Source organism: Paenibacillus jiangxiensis (assembly GCF_046098255.1).
Taxonomy (GTDB): Bacteria; Bacillota; Bacilli; order Paenibacillales; family Paenibacillaceae; genus Paenibacillus; species Paenibacillus jiagnxiensis.
Genome location: NZ_JBJURI010000003.1, coordinates 51,702 through 68,367 on the forward strand (window position 1 = coordinate 51,702; position 16,666 = coordinate 68,367).

Here is a 16,666-nt window from a genome sequence, read left to right on the forward strand (position 1 = left end):
GCTGAATCTCCTTTTTAGTGCAGCGAGTATAATGGTTTCTTTGGTTTCTTAGCTTCCTTGCTTATTATCGTTGTGACCATGTCGCTTTGACATAACCTATTTTCATCCCGGTATGCTCCATATTGCGGTGGCTTTGCGATAAAAAGGCGCACTGCGAGACGACCAGACTGCTGTCCGGCTGTAGTAGGCAACCGCATTCCCGAATCTATGTATTTCCACGCCCTCCGGATTGCCGAGCTTCTCCCCAATCGCCTGCATCCGGTCTATCATATAGTCGATTTCAGATTGCTCGATTTCCTCGATCAGCTGCCTTGTTGGCAAAGTCAGATCCATAGCCGAACCCCCGAGTTATTTTTTTGCAAAATGTTCAGGATAGTCCTTTTCCAGCTTGCGCTTATCCTCACAGATCATCAGCACATTGCCGTCCGGGTCCCTGAACGTAAAGAAGGATATGTTCTCATGAACTTCGATGCCTGTTACAATCTCGATTCCTTTTCCGGTCACCCATTCATAGGATGCCTGCAGGTCACGGGTCTCGAAAAAGAACTGCGTCTTCTGGTTCACGCTTCGTTCTCCTTTGTGATTGCTGTCCAGAATCACCGCTGTGCCGCTCTCCATTTCAAGATCATATATGGTTCCTTCATGACTGGACGAACGGACAGGCAGACCCAACAAGTCGCTGTACCATTCAATCGCCCTTTTCATATCCGTTACGTGAATAAATACAGCACCCAGCTTGTTCATCACCGGACTGTTCCCCATATTTGCTCCTCCTCATGTACCAAGGTTCTATTAACCTATCATACCATGGGTATTCCGTAATTTGGAAACGGCTTCTTCTTTATACTCTTTACAAATCAGGCTTCCCGATATAACCTAAATAAGTTGTGCACAATTCAGAACATGGAGGGACTACTTTGCTGCGAATTTTCCTTTATATAGCATCCATCGTGATCGCCAACGTCGTTACCGCCAGCTTTGCTCCACTGGTCTTCGGAAACTTCATCGTGCCTATGGGAACGGTGTTTATTGGAGCGACATTCATATTCCGGGACCTGGTGCAGCAGCGTTATGGGCGCCTGAACGCCTACAAGGTCATTGCGGCGGCGCTGCTGATCTCTGCACTGACATCATGGCTGCTGGGGGACACGCTGTGGATTGTATTTGCGAGCGCAATTACGTTCATCTTTTCGGAGACATTCGATACCGAGGTGTTTACCCGGCTTAAAGGCTCTTTTCAGAAAAAGGTATTGGTCAGTGGAACCGTCGGGGGCATCATCGATTCCGGTCTGTTCGTCATCATTGGATTATCCCCGCTTGGCGCAAATTTCCTGCCCTGGGCACTGGTGTCCTACGCTATCCTGGGACAGGCTGTCGTCAAGACGGTCATGCAGCTGCTCGGCTTCCTCGTATTGAAAAGCCTTCGGCGTGTCTAATACCAAAATAAAAGTGCGACAGTGAAAGCTGCCGCACTTTTATTTTTTTGCCGAAATGCCGCTGAATCCGGATTTGCCCTAACTCCCAGGTTTAATTCATAGCAATTCATAGCACACTTTAGTATGAACAATAAACTTGTCGGGGCGGGGAACAATATGGGACGATACATACAGGCAGAAAAAGATGTAAAGATTTTTCTCGAAGATATCGGGCATGGGACACCGGTCATTTTTGTGCACGGTTGGCCCCTTAATCATCTTATATTTGAATACCAGTACACCTTTCTGGCTGCCAGGGGGTACCGCTGTATAGGCATTGATCTGCGCGGCTTCGGCAAGTCGGATGCTCCTTGGGAGGGGTATAGCTATGACCGTATGGCTGATGATTTGCGAGCTGTTATAGATGAGCTGCAACTGGAGAATGCTGTGCTTGTAGGTTATTCCATGGGCGGAGCGGTTGCGGTGCGATATATGGCCCGTCATCATCAACACGGCATTTCACGGCTTCTGCTCGCCGTGCCTGCGACGCCGTCGTTCACACAGCGGCAAGATTTTCCATACGGCACGGACCCGGAAGTTCTGAACAAACAACTGATCGAAACTGCCATGAAAGACAGGCCCGCCATGCTGGCCAAGGTTGGATTGAAAGTGATCAAAGCCAGAGCCCGTCCGGCACTGATGGTGTGGCTGGGCTCGCTTTGTCTGCAGGCGTCACATCACGGAACGGTCAAAGCAGCAACCGCACTAAGGGACGAGGACCTTCGTCAAGACCTTGCCCACATTACAGTTCCGACAGTTATCTTCCAAGGTAAAAAGGACAAGATCTGCAGGCTCGAGCTCACAGAAAAAACCTGTCTCGGCATCCGCGGATCGCGTATCGTTTCCTTTGAAAACAGCGGACATGCGTTGATGTTTGACGAGCAGGATAAATTTAACGAAGAACTGCTCGCTTTCCTTGAGGATAAGGAGATATAAGTTGGGTGAATTGTTCTGCCCCTATCCGGTCAGTTCTTCAGGCGGTTGAAGATATCAAAAGCTTTTTCCATTTTCACAATATAAGCAGGGTCATCGCTGGAACACATGAATTGAATCCGTCCCTGTCCTTCGCCGCTGCCTGCTCCCGCTAAACCGAGCACATTTCTTAATCTGCTGACTGTTCCCCTGCTTCCGTCAATGATTTCGATATGGCCGGGAAGCAGCTCGCGCAGTATTTCTTTATAGAAAGGATAATGCGTACAGCCGAGAACGACCGTTCCATAAGCGTTCAGATCAAAACCATCCAATTTCCTCCAAAAATAATCCGCTATTTCGGCACGGTCAAAATTCAGATTTTCACAGTAGCCCACAAGCTCCGGCAGCGGAAGTGACTCCACGCTTCCATGGTCGTCCACCCGCGCTACCAACTCGTTGTATTTGGACTGCGAGAGGGTCAAGGGAGTTGCGAACACCAGCACTCTTTTCCCGCTGTGCCGGTTCATCTCCACCGCAGGCTTCACGGCCGGCTCCATCCCGATGATCGGGATGCTGTAGGTTTTTCTGAGCTCCGCTGCCGCAATGCTGGTCGCGGTATTGCAGGCGATGACTAGCGCTTGCACCTCTTCGCGAATAATGCGGGCAGCCGCATCAAGCACATATTCCATAACCTGATCCTTCGATTTCGTACCGTAAGGCACATGAAGGGTATCTGCAAAATACAAAAAGTTTTCCTGCGGCAGTTGTTTAACCGCTTCGGACAGCACAGTGATCCCGCCAATGCCCGAGTCAAAAAATGCGATTGTCATATTCGTCACCTTGCATCATATATTTCCCCTGAGTCAGTCGCCGTTTTTTCAATATGGCACGGCAGCACCATGAGGCAAACTTCATTTTAACATATTCCGTCCCTGTCGGCTTCGATCAATATAAGTTTGCTTTTTTACAACCATTTTACTTAGTTTAAAAAAGAAAGCGACTTTTAAAAAATTATATTATGAATTATTGTTGACAGCTATAAAGTTTATCATTTATTATTCAAGTATACTTTTATTATATGGAGGCTAATTCACATGTCCAAAGTATTATTCGTGAAAGCTAATGACCGCACAGCGGAAGAATCTGCAACGGTTAAACTTTATAACGCATTTTATGAAAGCTACAAAGCATCCCATCCGGATGACGAAATCACCGTGCTGGATCTTCACAATGCGGAACTGCCTTACCTGAACGCTACCATGATCAACGGCCGTTTCAAGCTTGCCAGCGGGATTGAAACTACTGCTGAAGAAGCTCGTCTGGCTAACATCGCCAACGAATACCTGGATCAATTCCTGGCTGCCGACAAAGTTGTATTTGCTTTCCCGCTCTGGAACCTGACTGTACCTGCGGTACTGCATACTTACATCGATTACCTGAACCTGGCTGGCAAAACGTTCAAGTACACTGCTGAAGGTCCTGTTGGTCTCGTAACTGACACCAAGGTTGCTCTGCTGAATGCAAGAGGCGGATTCTACTCCGAAGGCCCAATGGCTTCCTGGGAAATGTCCGTTAACTTCGTGAGCAATATCATGACTTTCTTCGGCGTGAAGGATATTACCAAAATCGTGCTCGAAGGACATAACGCTACACCTGACAAAGCTCAGGAAATTGTTGAAGAAGCAGTTAAAAATGCTGCTGAAGCTGCTGCTAGCTTCTAATCCGATCCATACAGCTTTCCAGGCCTGGCCGGTTCACGGCCGGCCTGTTTTTAATATAAAGGCCCAAAAGCCGGCAGACCAGATGGTTTTCATCCGGTCTGTCGGCTTTTTTGTCGTTGAGCTGTTGAGCTATGGACGTCCAATGAGTCCAAACAAGAGAAGCTGACTAAGCTCCGCCATTTTCTCTTTATAATTTCCGCTTTTCGCCCAGTTGGATTGAAGCGTGCCGATCGCATCCAGCAATTCCAATATGGTTTCAAGTGAAACAGAAGAAGCAATTGCCCCTTCCCTTCTCCCCAGCTCAATAAACTCCTGTAAGATTTCGACCCTGATCTGATTTGTATTTTCGCTGTACAGGCTTGATAACGTCTGATCCTCCACCGCACCCGGGGAACTAAGCAGTTGATAATCTTGCTCGGCGCATATTTCAAAAGCCCTTATCAGCTTGTCTTTAAAATCAATGTCTTGATGAAGGAGCTCCTTAGCCATACGCACGGTATTTGCCATCAGCACATTCGCACATTCTTTGACGACTCCTTCTTTACTGCCGAAATAGTTATAAAGCGAGACCGACGATACCCCCGATTCAGCCTCAATGTCTTTGACACTGACATGCACAAAGCCCTTTTCTTTAAAAAGCTTCAGGGCCGCCTGCACGATCGCATTCTTCTTCTTCTGTGTTCTAATCTCAAATTTGTTCATATCGTTTTCACATCCCGTATCCATTAGCTAAGTTCACTATACCATAAATCGAAATATTTTTAAATTTCACACACTAAATTTAAAAACTTATTGACGATCAGGCAGCATTGCGGATATACTCGTGTTGCGATAGTTTTTAAATATAACGACACATATTTAAAAAAAATATTATATATCCGCTTTGTGGAAGATAGGGAGGGTTCCTTTTATGAAAATATTAATTTACGGTGCAGGAGTTCTGGGAAGCTATTTGGCACATGCACTTGTCCGTGGAGACAACATCGTTACGATGCTGGCCAGAGGACGGAGGCTGGATGAGCTGCGGGATGACGGCAATGTACTTCGTCATTATTTGCAGCTCCGCACTACGGTGGATAAAGTCAATGTGATCAGCGAACTGCAGCCGGAGGATGAGTACGATCTTATTTTTGTCGTAATGAAATATCCGGATTTCCAGGCAGTACTGCCTGCTCTTGCAGCCAATCACAGCCGCCATGTCGTGATCGTGGGCAATAACGCGAGCCCGCATGAGATGCGGGATTATTTGCAGGCGAATAGCCCTGTTCAGAAAAAGATTGCTTTTGCCTTTCTGGCAAGCGCCGGATGGAAGGAAACAGGCCGTGTGGTCAGCTTTCATGGTCCAAAGGGGCAAATGACCATCGGGGGGTTAGGTGAAGAACTGGATTGGCGTGCCGTGATCGACCAGGCTTTTACAGGTGCTAAATTTAAACTGACCTATGATAACGATATGGATGGATGGCTGAAAAGTCATTTCATGCTGATCCTGCCGCTCAACTCCATTGCTGCTGCTTATGACGGCGACCTGCACAAGGCCGCAAGAGACAGCAGACTGCTCTACCAGGTTATTGATGCTATCGATGAAGGCCATCAGGTATTGGAAAAGCTCGGGTATACCGTTACTCCTGAATTTCAAAAAGATTTGCCACGGAAAAAACGGCTGCTGCTCTACATGGGGCTCAAGCTGATGTTAACAGTCCCTGTCGTCAAAAATCTCCTGAGTGACAAGGCAGTATCCCAGAATGAGGTGTCTGCACTGCAGCAGGCCTTCAGTGATTTAAAGCAAAAAGCGGGCATTCCTACGCCAAATTGGGATAATCTAGCAAGTTATTCACCAGTCGACAACTAAGCCCCAGGGGAAGCTTTGATAAACCGGCTTCAATCAGGCGGCCACAAGCCAGCCACTCTTCAGCTAGAGACGCGTTGAAACAGTTTGTCAACTCATTTGATCGAAATCGACAAAAGCTTTAGAAGACTTTGATCATGAATTCAAAAACTGCTCATGCTACAATACCCGCATGAGCAGTTTTTATTACCCGAAGCGACCGTAACGGTCTATTGGCACAAGTGGTTTATGAAAGAAGTCCAAATTTCTGAAATTGACGGATCTTTTCCACTGAATTTCACTCAACTTGTCTTACCTGCGTGTTTGTTTCTCCTGCTAAAATAGCTCCATATCGTTTGTATTACTTCTTTGTCGAAAATTTATAACCCGTATCCCATACTCTTCACCAAATTGTAAATCCTGATCTGCTGTAACAAGTACTAAGTTATGTACTATAGCAGTTGCTTAAATTAAAGCATCGGGAGTCTTCAACCTACGACCGATTAACTCTTTTTGTTGACGTCTTACTCTTCCGGCTTTGGTCGCAATCTCAAAATCAACAGTTAAAGGAGTTTCTTGCAGGAATGGAATATCAAGCTCTTCTTCTAATCCTATACCAGCCAGAAGTTCAGTTTCAATCGGCCCTCCCCTCCTCTACACTTTCACGAAGCTTCTTAACCTGTTCAGAACTGAGAGAACCATAGGAAGCGAGTGCTGCCTTTAAACCGCTTGGTTTATCCTGAAACTCAATGGTTTCACTTATAGGATCAATGATAACCTTCTGGTGAATTCCAGCCTTCTTTAAGAGAGAGAATAAAGATTTATATTCCTCCGCGTTTAACAGATTCTTAGTCATTACCTAACCTCCTCGTATAAAATGTATCCAACGTGTCAGCTTAAACCTCTTATGGCTAAAGCACAAGATTCTTGGGTAATCCTTTCTACTGAACAGAATTGGTTTCTTCACATTCATCTTAGCAAAAACAATACAAACTATACACAATTAATTGCCCAACATGTCAGGACGCTCAAACACGAATGGAGTACAAAGCCCATCTGAAATTCTTACATGACAAAAAGGCCCTATCATAAATTAAAAAACTGCTCATGCTACAATACCCGCATGAGCAGTTTTTATTACCCGAAGCGACCCAACGCAGAAATAGGAAAGTTTAGGGCAACAAGTTGTACTCCAGCCTTCTATTTAAGGAATATACTGCTGCACGATTTTCACGATCTTGCCGTCCTTTATCGTAATATGATAAGGAAAGACCGTCATATCAAGGACATCCGAGCGGCTGAATGCTTTTTCCAGCGTCCCCAGTGAAACTTGCTCGTTCCAGTTAATCTCGGTGTCTTCCATCCGTCCGGTTTTATCATACAGTTGAAGAGCAACTTCGGCATTATCGGCAACTTGCACTTCTTCGGTATCTGTTTCATCGTTTACGATATAATAACCGTCCGGAGCCTCGGTCATTTCCGGATCACCTTCCCGTTCGCGGAAGATCTTGTTGGCCGCTTCTCCTTCATACCACTGAATGGGATCGATTTCCACATACACCGAATCGCCCACATCCATGCGGTTGATAAATACAGTTTCCTGGATTTCTGGAGAGGACACAGGTTCATATCCCTTGGCGATGGCTCCGCCTGCAGTTCCGGTTACCAAAATAAATGTGAGCAGAAAAAGTTTGGCAGCTGTTTTTATCATATCAGATCTCCCCTTGCAAACTGGGCTGTCGACAGTCCTTTATACGATTCATTACCCTTCTGCTCATATCTTAAACGATGTGCTGTCCAAAAAAGTATCAGATTGTCTATAAAACAGTTACATTTTTTTAAGACTTGGTACTAAATTTTATTATTTAAGCAAATTCAGCTTGTGCGCCTGCTCTTCAGTCAGAATAAATTCTTCATTTTCCCACAGCTCGTCATCCTTCGAGACACCAAACATCAGCATAATTTCATCCCAGATCTGCCGTTCCATGGCTTCCTTTTGTGTAATGATGACCTTCACGATGCCTTCCTCCTTTTGAGTTCCTGTAAGATAGATTACCCTATGTATACCCTGGAATACAAAAGAAATGCGCGGATAAAAGACCGCTATCGAATTTTTTTCGACAGCGGCCCCGCCTCCTATGAGAATACGGCAAATTTCACATAAATGGCAGCACAACGATCTCTCCTTCGCTTGTCTCGACGCAAATCGCATTGTTTTCAATCGTCACGCTGCAGACGTCATCCAAGTCCACAGGCAGGCCACCTGCCCCCGGTCGGCCGTAAATGGCCGAGGCCAGCAAGTGGGTTCCCGGTGTGAGCGATGCTCTTAATGTCGGAATGACCGTCCGGGGGTGAAGCAGATTGGTGTTTGCGTGAGGATAGACGATTTCAGCATGATCAAAACCGAGCTTTCCAATCACAGCCGCGCAGCCGTGTTCGCTGACAGCCGTGGCTGACAGCCCCTGCGCAGACGCCTCCGTTCCAGCCCCGATGCCCAGCGCAAAACCGCCCTCCGCCGCGTCAAGCGAACGGGCGGATGTTATGCGGTGAATTCGGATATGCCATGGAAGCCCGGCGACGACCCACGTTTGCACTTCAACATCGTGCCAAGGCCTCCATTTGGCAAGCAGCACATTGCCGCGGATTTCCGCTGCTTCGTTTTTCCTTCTTACCCGATACAGGTTATCCCCTTCGCTCAGCGCCAGCATGGAATCAAACGCCCCTTGGGACAAGCCCCATTCCGCCCGGGGAACACTGAAGGCAAATCCCGTGGAATAGACGAATTTCTCATACTTCGCCGACGTATGCGTATGTTCATTCGAGCCGGGATGTCCTGCATTAAAAGCGGCGACATGGCCCGCATCCGGATCGCGGCAGACCACCAGATGGGCAGGCTGCTGCACGGATACAACCGGCAAAGGCGGGAGCGGCTGTTCCTCCTCCGTCCAGAACGGATGCTCCTCGGGAAGAGCCAAGGGAAGAAACGCTTTAAGCGCCCAGTACGGGGAGCCCGGCGAATTATAATTTTCGGCCATAATCAGGTTAGGATAGGCGTAACCGACGGTTAGCAGACTGCTTGCATCAAAAATGGGCTTACTGAACCACCAGCGCAAATTGCGCATGATCAGCCCTTTCAGTACACCTGGCGGGAACGTATCGACACCGGCATAGGCCATCGCGCCCCAAAAAGCCGACTGCGCGAAACGGTAGGCAAGACTTCTTCCATAAGGAAGCGCTGCCCCATCGTCCGCGAACCAGCAGATGAACTGTCCCGCAAACTCAGCCGCTCTATCCTTATACAGGCGTGACCGCTCCGGATCTTCCTTTTCCATAACCTGCGCATAGATTAAGCCGTAAAAATGCAGGGCAAACGGGCCGTAATAATCGCTATGCCCGCCAATTCCGTCGGCGTACCACCCCTCTGCCAGATAAAAATCGTCAATTCTGCGCAGATTGGCCTCCACTTGCTCCCGTGCATAAGGCAGCCCGACCTTGCGGAAGCCGAGATTGACGAGCACCTGAAAAAAGAGCCAGTTGCAATCGTACAAGGGATGCCCGTTGATCTGGTTCAACCAATTGTACAAATTGCTGCGTGCGGTTTCGGACAGCGGCTCCCATACCCGTTCCGGTATAAGCAGCAGTGCGAAGCCCAATGCCGCCATCTCGACGAGCCGTTGGTCATAATCGCGGACCTCGCCCCAATATTCCTCATGATCGGGATTTGTTCCGCTCTCCAGCCCGCACAGACAGATATCCCACAGCTCCGATTCCCCGCCCCCGGCAAGCAGCGGCACCATGCCCCACAAGACACGGGAGAAGCCTTCCATCTCGGCTATGGCCGGATCATATGCAGCACCGGCCGCCCCGAGGCGCAGCCTTGCTGCGCCCTTGCTGTAAAATCGCTTGAGCGGAGCGGCAAGCTGTTCGAGCGCCCGCTGCAGATCTTGCCTCGTATCAAGCGGATTATCCGCGATATCGGCTGATTGGATCATGCCGATCTCCTCCTTACGTTGGTAGAATGAATAGCCGGTTCCTTCCAACGGCTATTCCCAGAATATCGTCCGCCCTCCACGCAGGCGGGCAAGGCCTTCCACAAAGAAATAATCGCCATAAATAAGCGGAACGTCTATGTTTTTACCTTCCGGATAATGGCTCGTGCCATGCCTGATCAGCCCTTCCTCCCCGGGATCATCCCAGGCCCCATAATTGCGGTAAAGGGATTTCAGGATGCTCACACCAGCCTCACGGTACGCACCGGCCTCAAGCTCGCCGACCTTATCCGCCAGCAGCAGCAGGCCGTTCGCCGCACATGCCCCGGCAGAGGAATCCCGGTACTTCGTTACCTCCAGCGGTATGCGGAAATCCCAATACGGCACGGAATCCTCCGGCAGCTGTGCGAGGAAGTAATGCGCCACACGTTTCGCTGCATCGATGTATTTGCGCTCTCCGGCATGATGATAGGCCAGCGTCAAGCCATACAGCGCCCAGGCCGTGCCCCGCGACCAGGCGGATTCCGGCGCATATCCCTGACCGCCGAGTTTGCCCGTACATTCTCCGGTGAAGGCGTCGAACTGCACAATATGATAGACCGACCCGTCAGGACGGATAAAATGCTCCAGCACCGTCTCCATATGAGCCTCGGCGATGTGCCTGTAACGCGGATCGCCGCTCGTGCTTGAAGCCCAATAGAGCAGCGGCAGATTCATGCAGCAGTCGATGATGGCTATGCCCGCGTTGTCTTCCCCTTCCCTCCACGGATTCCAGGCTCGGATATACCGTCCTTGCAGATTAAAGCGGGCTGCCAAATAATTGGCCGCTTGCAGCGCCCGCCGCCGCGATTCGGCGGATTGGGTCAGCTTATAGGAAGCGATGCTCGTCAGCGTCCACATAAACCCGAGATCATGATCCAGACGGGTATAGTCATGCAGCACCGGATCAAGCTGCGCCTCGCACTGCTCCGCCAATCCACGTAAATTCGCGTCACCGCTTTCCTCATACACCAGCCAGAGCAGCCCTGGCCAGAAGCCTGCCGTCCACCAGTGCGGCGCCTCCAGCACATAGGTGCCGCCCACACTTGCATGCGGAAAACCTGCGCCGATCCGCCCGCTGATTTGCACCGTTTTGCGGACGGTGTTCGCCCAGGCTTCGTCCAGCCACTCCGGCGTCTTTCTTTCCAACAATGTAATCACTCCTATTCCAAAGTTATCAATTCAATGTTCATTTCCACCCGGATAAACAGATCCAAACGCCGAAGTTCAAAATCCACCGTATACCAAGGCGTTTCTTTGCCAAAATGATTCCGGTATACCCGTTCCGTTACGATTGCTTTTACCTGCTCTGGATCGTATATGACTCTTGCCGCATGACGGCTATCGCTTCCCCGCAGCAGCAGACTTCCGGAAAGCTCTCTCCCCCCTGTTTCCTCCTCTTCCCGGATCTCTGGCGGGCACATGGTCACTATCCGTTCGACGACGCTTCCCGGCACAGACGCAAAAGTAAATTCGTCCGTCAGCTTCAGGGATGGAGGGCCGGACTTGTGCCATACAAGCTCGCGCACCAGCGAGGATAACCGTGGAGCGGAATAAGCCGCCGTGATGTCCAGACGAAAGCGGACTTCGCTGTCACAAACAGCTGCTTCCAGTACCCTCGCCTTGCTGCCTGGGCCGCTTTGTTGATAACAGCCGTCCACAATCGGAACGGAGTGTCCCTGGGATCCGTTGCAGTCGTAGCTGTAGCGTTTCTCTCCGAAGTAAGCCGACGTGTATTCTCCTGGCCCCAATTCGGCCGCAAGCGGAATTCCGTCGACATGAAGGATAAAGCCGCCAATGTCATTATGATTATGCGGCTCGTCATTTGATCCGCCCTTGGCGGCGAAGCCGAAGTTCCCGTGCTCCGTGGAATAACGTGAAATGATCCACTCTGCATCCGGCAAACGATAATCCGCATCCCGCCAGAAGCTGTCCCGCTTCTCCGGGTCGAACCAGACGATATTGCGGAAGGCAGGCGCCCACCTGCTGCAGTGATCATCCGTATAGGAAGCCCGTATCGAAGCAGGCGGCAGCTCCATTTCCGGGTAAAGACGCGCTAAATAATGCGTCAGCCCGATCTGCACCGGGACGCGACCAAGCGAGTCCGAGAAATTCACCGTGGAATCGGCATACAAATAGCATTTTTGCTGAAACAAAGCGATTTGACTGACCTTCGGATGCTCAAACAGGTTCATGCGGCCTTCGGTACGGTGCTTAAGGATATCCGCAAAATAAACAAAATAACCAAAGCCGTAATTCCAATAGCCAACGCCCTCCAGACAGGCGCCGTCATCCCCGAAGCCGTCCAAATAGCAGGACATCGAGCCGAGCGCTTTAGCAATGATAGTGGTCAGCCTCTCGGAGGGCTCGAGCAGCAGCAGCGCCGCGGCGCCGACTGATCCGGCGCAGACGGCCGCCCAATTATGGGTGGCTGTCTCCCATTCGAATGGACCGCCTTTCAAATAAGGCTCGATGAGGCGTGCCTCCACCTCCTCCCTGATCCGCACGCGCAGCAATACGGGCAGCCTGTCTCCCAAAAGCAGCAGCAGCTCACTCAGCGTAAAGCCGGTTTCCGCCGCAAACAGGTCGATGGCTCCGCGCACCTTCGTGCTCTGGACATGTGCAGGAAGACACCAGGTGTATTCATTGCATATGGACCAAACCGTATCATGCAGTTCGCGGGCAAAGATCTCGTTGTCCGGCTCCAGCAGGGATAGAAGCGCATATGTATTCAAGCGGCGCCGACGCTCGAAGTATACGCTTTCATATTCCAGCCGCGAGCCCTGTTTTTCGAATATGGTGAATAGGCCAAATGTTAGCTCCGGTATCGGCAAATCCGCAAGTCTCTTCCCTTCCCGGCGGATTTCAGCAGCAATCCCTTCGTATTCCTCCGCAACGCCGACCCTTTGCCAAAACTCCTCCCGGCTGCATCCCCCATAATAAAAATCTGGGCTTACCGGAGCCAACTGTTCCATAATCACACGAACTTCTTCAGTGCCGAGCATGATTGTCACTTCCTTTCCCTTAATACCCGCCTCTCATCCCCGGTACTCGGCGGGAGTCGCTCCGGAATGGGCCTTGAATGTCTTGATAAAATAGCTTTGATTGTCATAACCGAGCAGCTCGCAAATTTCCCCGACCGTATGCCCTGTATGGTCGAGCAGCTCTTTGGCCCGCTCCACCTTCAAACGCGTCACGTATTCGATAAAGGTCATGCCCATCTCCTTTTTGAACAGCCTGCTGAAATAGCTGGCATTCAGATGAAGATGTTCAGCCACCTCATCCAAGCAGATCCGGCGGCCGATATGCAGCGCCACGTACTTGCACGCCTCCGCAATCTCCGTCCGCTTGCTGGCTGAAGCGCTTCCCGTTCTGGCCGAGACGAATGCGCACAGATGGTCCGCCAGCCAGTCGCCGAGTTGGTCGAGCGAATCCAGTTCGGCAATCTCCCGGTGCAGCGTATCGGCCGTATGGCTGGAACGGACGGGCTGAAGCGTATGAAGCTTCAGCTTCAGATCCAGCAGCAGCTTGAGCGTCCAATCCTTCACCATTTCGGACGGATATTTCCGAACGCGGATGAATTCAATCCATTGCTGTGAGGCATGTCTGGCTTCCTGCACGCTCTTCCCCAACAGCACCGCCCGCAGCTGCTGGTTCACTGCATCGTAGTGCTCAAACAAATCCTGATTTGACTGGAGGGCGGCAGAGGAACGTTTGGCACAATCGCCTTCTCCCAAATAAAACCGCTGCTCTTCGCTGCCCAGAAGCTCAGCCAGGCTTACCTTCATCAGCTCCGGCGTGCCCGCGGAGGAACCGATGAGAAAAGACATGCGGATTTTCAGCACCTGCAGCAGCGTGTTCTGAATTTGGCGCAGCGACTCCTTGAGCTGATCCATGACGTTCACCTTCAACGTAGGTTTATAGGCAAACAGCAGCAGGGAACGCTTGACATCGTAGCCGATGTGCAGCCCGCGCAGCTCCCCTGCCTGCAGCACTTCATCCATCACATTGCCTACCGCAAACAGCAGCGTTTGATCGGACGCAAAACGATGCTTTACCAGCCGGTAGTTGTCGACAAAGCCAATCACAGGCAGGCATTGCTCGCCACTTAAAAGCAAGCCGTAGCTCTCGGCCTCCCGCCTCCACGCTTCCGGCGACAGCAAGGGCTGATGAATGAAATTTTTGATTGCCTTCTCCCGGCGCAGCTCTTTTGTCTCGTTCAGCAGCCTGTGCAGCCGTTCCTGCTCCCAGTTCATCCGCCGTTCTTCATCCAGCCCCTCCTTCAACCGCACCAGCAGCCGCGACAAATCCTCGGGATCAAGCGCATCCTTCAGGAAATACTCCTGCACGTTCAGCCGCATTGCCTGCCGTGCTAACTGAAACTCGCTGTGACAGGAAAGGATGACGATCCTCACTCCCGCCCTGCGCTCGCTTATGCGTGCCGCCAGCTCCAGTCCGTCCAGTTTTGGCATCCCGATATCCGTAATGAGCACATCAGGCATCTGCCGCTCGGCCTGCTCCCATGCGCTCAGCCCGTTCTCATGTGTCCCCATCAGCCGATAGCCGAGCCGTTCCCACTCAATCGTCTCGCTCAGCAGTTCAATTACCGGATAATCGTCATCTGCCAGCATAACGTTATACATCAGGCGCCTCCCCCTTCTTCGGAATTCGCATTCTGATCTCTGTTCCTATTCCCGGCTCGCTTCGCACGTCCATGCGGAAACCGTCTCCGAATACCATTCGCATCCGCTCCACGACATTGGGCAGCCCGATGCCGGAAAAACCTTTATGCTGTCCTTCCCGCCCGCGCATCGTTCCGTCAGGCTCGATTTGAATGCTTCTTCGAAGCTGTTCCAGCTCTTCTTTGTTCATTCCGTCTCCGTCATCCGCCACGGATAATTCAATGGCTCCATCGTCGCACATTTCGGCACGGATAACGATCGTCCCTTTCCGTTGACCCAGTCCGTGGATAATGGCATTCTCCACAATCGGCTGCAGGAAAAAGCGGGGCACCTGAAGCATGAACGCTTCGGAAGCGATATCGAGCCGCAGCTGCACCTCTTCTTTTTGCCGCAGATTCATAAGCTCCACATAACAGGTGATCAGGTCCATTTCCTCATGCAAATGAATGTCATCCTTTTCGCTCGTAATCGTCATCCGCAGCAGTCTGGAGAGTGAGCCGATCATCTTCGCGCTATCCCGGTCCCCGCCCCGCATCGCCTTCATCCGAATCGAGTTAAGGACGTTGAACAGAAAATGCGGATTGATCTGCGCCTGCAGCATCCGCAGCTCCGCCCTGCGCTTGCGCGCCTGTGTCTCAGATACCTCTACCAGCATCTGCTTCACCCGGTCGAGCATCTGGTCAAACAGGAGGCCAAGCCGCCCGATCTCATCCTGTCCCCGAATGCCCGAGCGGACGTCCAGATTGCCCTGCTGGACCGCGGCCGTCACCCTGCCAAGCTTGACGAGCGGCTTCGTAAACGCCCGCAGCAGCGCAATAAGCAACAGCAGAAAAAAGAAAAAAGAGACAAGCTGAAACAGAAATACACGCTTAAATAGCGAGCTGATGTTGGCCGCCGCCTGCTTGTAAGGCTGCACAGAGAGCAGCCGCCAGTCGTTAAAGGAGATAGACTGCCCAGCTACCAAATACCGCTCTTCCCCCGTCTGTACAACCGTTGAGCCTGCAGGCGCTCCGGCCTCCTTTAGGCCTAAGTCCAGCTCCTGCCCGATCCGCTTCCGGTCTTTATGGGAAAGGATGCGGCCGGAGCCGTCAACCAGCATGACCTCCTGGCCCGCGATCAGCCGGTCAAAGATGGCGTTGACCTGATTTTCCATAACAGTAACGATGATGTAGCCGTAGATTTCCCCGTTTTCAAGCCGCAGCGTGCGGGCTACGGAAATCTGATAAGGGTTGTCAAGCTTCTCCATGCTGAACACGGTGGGTCTCGTCGCCACCCAATAGGACTGGAAACCCCACAGTTTGTCGAGCTCCCCGAACCAGGGCTCATGCTTCAGATTAGCGGGATTGTAATCGCTGGTCGAATAGTTGGTGTAGCTTTTTCCGTTGGTCAGCAGTACGGTCACATAACTCTTGTCACCGATGACCGTTAGGCTTTCCAGCTGTTCGAGAATGTTATTTTCCCGGATAAAAGCCTCATAAGGCTTCGCGGAAAGCTCGCCACCGGCATTGACGATCTTAAAGTAGGAGTTCATATCCGCATTGACCTGTATATAATTAGCGATGTTCAGCATGCTCTTGAACAAGCCTGTGACGGAGCCGTTCACAAGCTGGAGAGAATCCTGTGCATTGGACACCGCCTGCCGCTGAACCGCCTCCTGCGTCAAGGCGTTGTACGTCAGCAGCGTAATGGCCGTCGGCAGCAGCACGCAAGCAATGGCGGTCAAAAGCAGCTTATTGCGGATCGATTGCGACAAGAGTTGTTTCCGTAATCTGCCAAGCATTTCATGATGCCCCCTTATAGAGGTAGTTCAAAAAGTCATCTTTTGATCACGAAGGAAATCAGGAAGCGGGTTCGACATCGAATCTTGAATTCAGCCGGGCCTAAGCGGGTGCTTCCGAAGCATGTTTCCTGCGGAAACATTTCAGGTGCTCACGTACCCCATGTACGCTCCGCTCCTCAGTCCCTGGCTTCATTCAACTCAAGCGTTTTGAAAAAACGCACTTCGGAAGCATAAGCTTCGGTG

General features: G+C 51.0%; 15 protein-coding genes and 1 pseudogene. 4 read left to right on the plus strand and 12 right to left on the minus strand.

Annotated elements, in window-relative coordinates; all coding sequences use genetic code 11:
• Positions 1 to 64: 64 nt before the first annotated feature.
• Together ACI1P2_RS03825 and ACI1P2_RS03830 are read right to left on the minus strand one after the other, a co-directional pair.
• Positions 65 to 169: pseudogene (locus ACI1P2_RS03825) on the minus strand (GNAT family N-acetyltransferase); the annotation flags it as partial.
• A gap of 179 nt (positions 170 to 348) precedes the next feature.
• On the minus strand, positions 349 to 762 hold the full coding sequence (locus ACI1P2_RS03830; RefSeq protein ID WP_355317010.1) for a VOC family protein: 414 nt from the start codon (positions 760 to 762) through the stop codon (positions 349 to 351).
• Positions 763 to 920: 158 nt separating this feature from the next.
• Here ACI1P2_RS03830 and ACI1P2_RS03835 point away from each other — a divergent pair, with 158 nt between their 5' ends.
• Positions 921 to 1,436, plus strand: coding sequence for a VUT family protein (locus ACI1P2_RS03835; protein WP_355317451.1), 516 nt, complete (start codon positions 921 to 923; stop codon positions 1,434 to 1,436).
• Between the two features lie 156 nt (positions 1,437 to 1,592).
• Positions 1,593 to 2,411 carry an alpha/beta fold hydrolase gene (locus tag ACI1P2_RS03840; protein ID WP_355317011.1) on the plus strand — a complete coding sequence of 273 codons (819 nt, stop codon included), beginning with the start codon at positions 1,593 to 1,595 and terminating at the stop codon, positions 2,409 to 2,411.
• A 29-nt stretch (positions 2,412 to 2,440) separates the two neighbouring features.
• Here ACI1P2_RS03840 and murI read toward each other — a convergent pair whose 3' ends face one another.
• Positions 2,441 to 3,217: a glutamate racemase gene (murI, locus tag ACI1P2_RS03845; protein ID WP_355317013.1), complete on the minus strand. Its 777-nt coding sequence runs from the start codon at positions 3,215 to 3,217 to the stop codon at positions 2,441 to 2,443.
• A gap of 264 nt (positions 3,218 to 3,481) precedes the next feature.
• Here murI and ACI1P2_RS03850 point away from each other — a divergent pair, with 264 nt between their 5' ends.
• Complete coding sequence (locus ACI1P2_RS03850; protein ID WP_355317015.1) at positions 3,482 to 4,108, plus strand: FMN-dependent NADH-azoreductase; 627 nt, start codon at positions 3,482 to 3,484, stop codon at positions 4,106 to 4,108.
• Between the two features lie 129 nt (positions 4,109 to 4,237).
• Here ACI1P2_RS03850 and ACI1P2_RS03855 read toward each other — a convergent pair whose 3' ends face one another.
• Positions 4,238 to 4,810 (minus strand): TetR/AcrR family transcriptional regulator, encoded by a 573-nt coding sequence (locus ACI1P2_RS03855; protein WP_355317016.1) that lies wholly within the window; start codon positions 4,808 to 4,810, stop codon positions 4,238 to 4,240.
• Positions 4,811 to 5,018: 208 nt separating this feature from the next.
• On the opposite strand from ACI1P2_RS03855, the gene ACI1P2_RS03860 reads away from it, so the two are divergent.
• Positions 5,019 to 5,957 carry a ketopantoate reductase family protein gene (locus tag ACI1P2_RS03860; protein ID WP_355317018.1) on the plus strand — a complete coding sequence of 313 codons (939 nt, stop codon included), beginning with the start codon at positions 5,019 to 5,021 and terminating at the stop codon, positions 5,955 to 5,957.
• A gap of 610 nt (positions 5,958 to 6,567) precedes the next feature.
• Here the strand turns inward: ACI1P2_RS03860 and ACI1P2_RS03865 are convergent.
• From ACI1P2_RS03865 to ACI1P2_RS03900, 8 genes are all read right to left on the minus strand, one after another.
• The gene (locus ACI1P2_RS03865; RefSeq protein WP_355317020.1) at positions 6,568 to 6,789 is read right to left on the minus strand and encodes a hypothetical protein; all 222 of its coding nucleotides are present in this window, start codon (positions 6,787 to 6,789) and stop codon (positions 6,568 to 6,570) included.
• A gap of 348 nt (positions 6,790 to 7,137) precedes the next feature.
• Positions 7,138 to 7,644, minus strand: a complete 507-nt coding sequence (locus ACI1P2_RS03870; RefSeq protein WP_355317022.1) for a hypothetical protein — start codon at positions 7,642 to 7,644, stop codon at positions 7,138 to 7,140.
• Positions 7,645 to 7,794: 150 nt separating this feature from the next.
• On the minus strand, positions 7,795 to 7,950 hold the full coding sequence (locus ACI1P2_RS03875; RefSeq protein WP_355317023.1) for a hypothetical protein: 156 nt from the start codon (positions 7,948 to 7,950) through the stop codon (positions 7,795 to 7,797).
• Between the two features lie 139 nt (positions 7,951 to 8,089).
• Positions 8,090 to 9,925 (minus strand): DUF2264 domain-containing protein, encoded by a 1,836-nt coding sequence (locus tag ACI1P2_RS03880; protein ID WP_355317025.1) that lies wholly within the window; start codon positions 9,923 to 9,925, stop codon positions 8,090 to 8,092.
• 51 nt (positions 9,926 to 9,976) lie between these two features.
• Positions 9,977 to 11,113: a YyaL domain-containing protein gene (locus ACI1P2_RS03885; RefSeq protein WP_355317027.1), complete on the minus strand. Its 1,137-nt coding sequence runs from the start codon at positions 11,111 to 11,113 to the stop codon at positions 9,977 to 9,979.
• Positions 11,114 to 11,124: 11 nt separating this feature from the next.
• Entirely contained in the window at positions 11,125 to 12,966 is a 1,842-nt protein-coding gene (locus ACI1P2_RS03890; protein ID WP_355317029.1) for a heparinase II/III family protein, read from the minus strand.
• Positions 12,967 to 12,999: 33 nt separating this feature from the next.
• The gene (locus ACI1P2_RS03895) at positions 13,000 to 14,604 is read right to left on the minus strand and encodes a response regulator transcription factor (protein ID WP_355317030.1); all 1,605 of its coding nucleotides are present in this window, start codon (positions 14,602 to 14,604) and stop codon (positions 13,000 to 13,002) included.
• Entirely contained in the window at positions 14,597 to 16,423 is a 1,827-nt protein-coding gene (locus ACI1P2_RS03900) for a cache domain-containing sensor histidine kinase (protein ID WP_355317032.1), read from the minus strand. Before ACI1P2_RS03900 ends, ACI1P2_RS03895 begins: the two co-directional genes overlap by 8 nt.
• Positions 16,424 to 16,666: the final 243 nt, after the last annotated feature.

What these genes read in the sequence shown, in the direction of transcription:
- murI (WP_355317013.1), bottom strand. Translation starts at nt 3,217, where the DNA reads ATGACAATCGCATTTTTTGACTCGGGCATTGGCGGGATCACTGTGCTG.
- ACI1P2_RS03830 (WP_355317010.1), bottom strand. Translation starts at nt 762, where the DNA reads ATGGGGAACAGTCCGGTGATGAACAAGCTGGGTGCTGTATTTATTCAC.
- ACI1P2_RS03900 (WP_355317032.1), bottom strand. Translation starts at nt 16,423, where the DNA reads ATGCTTGGCAGATTACGGAAACAACTCTTGTCGCAATCGATCCGCAAT.
- ACI1P2_RS03880 (WP_355317025.1), bottom strand. Translation starts at nt 9,925, where the DNA reads ATGATCCAATCAGCCGATATCGCGGATAATCCGCTTGATACGAGGCAA.
- ACI1P2_RS03840 (WP_355317011.1), top strand. Translation starts at nt 1,593, where the DNA reads ATGGGACGATACATACAGGCAGAAAAAGATGTAAAGATTTTTCTCGAA.
- ACI1P2_RS03855 (WP_355317016.1), bottom strand. Translation starts at nt 4,810, where the DNA reads ATGAACAAATTTGAGATTAGAACACAGAAGAAGAAGAATGCGATCGTG.
- ACI1P2_RS03890 (WP_355317029.1), bottom strand. Translation starts at nt 12,966, where the DNA reads ATGCTCGGCACTGAAGAAGTTCGTGTGATTATGGAACAGTTGGCTCCG.
- ACI1P2_RS03870 (WP_355317022.1), bottom strand. Translation starts at nt 7,644, where the DNA reads ATGATAAAAACAGCTGCCAAACTTTTTCTGCTCACATTTATTTTGGTA.
- ACI1P2_RS03860 (WP_355317018.1), top strand. Translation starts at nt 5,019, where the DNA reads ATGAAAATATTAATTTACGGTGCAGGAGTTCTGGGAAGCTATTTGGCA.
- ACI1P2_RS03895 (WP_355317030.1), bottom strand. Translation starts at nt 14,604, where the DNA reads ATGTATAACGTTATGCTGGCAGATGACGATTATCCGGTAATTGAACTG.
- ACI1P2_RS03850 (WP_355317015.1), top strand. Translation starts at nt 3,482, where the DNA reads ATGTCCAAAGTATTATTCGTGAAAGCTAATGACCGCACAGCGGAAGAA.
- ACI1P2_RS03865 (WP_355317020.1), bottom strand. Translation starts at nt 6,789, where the DNA reads ATGACTAAGAATCTGTTAAACGCGGAGGAATATAAATCTTTATTCTCT.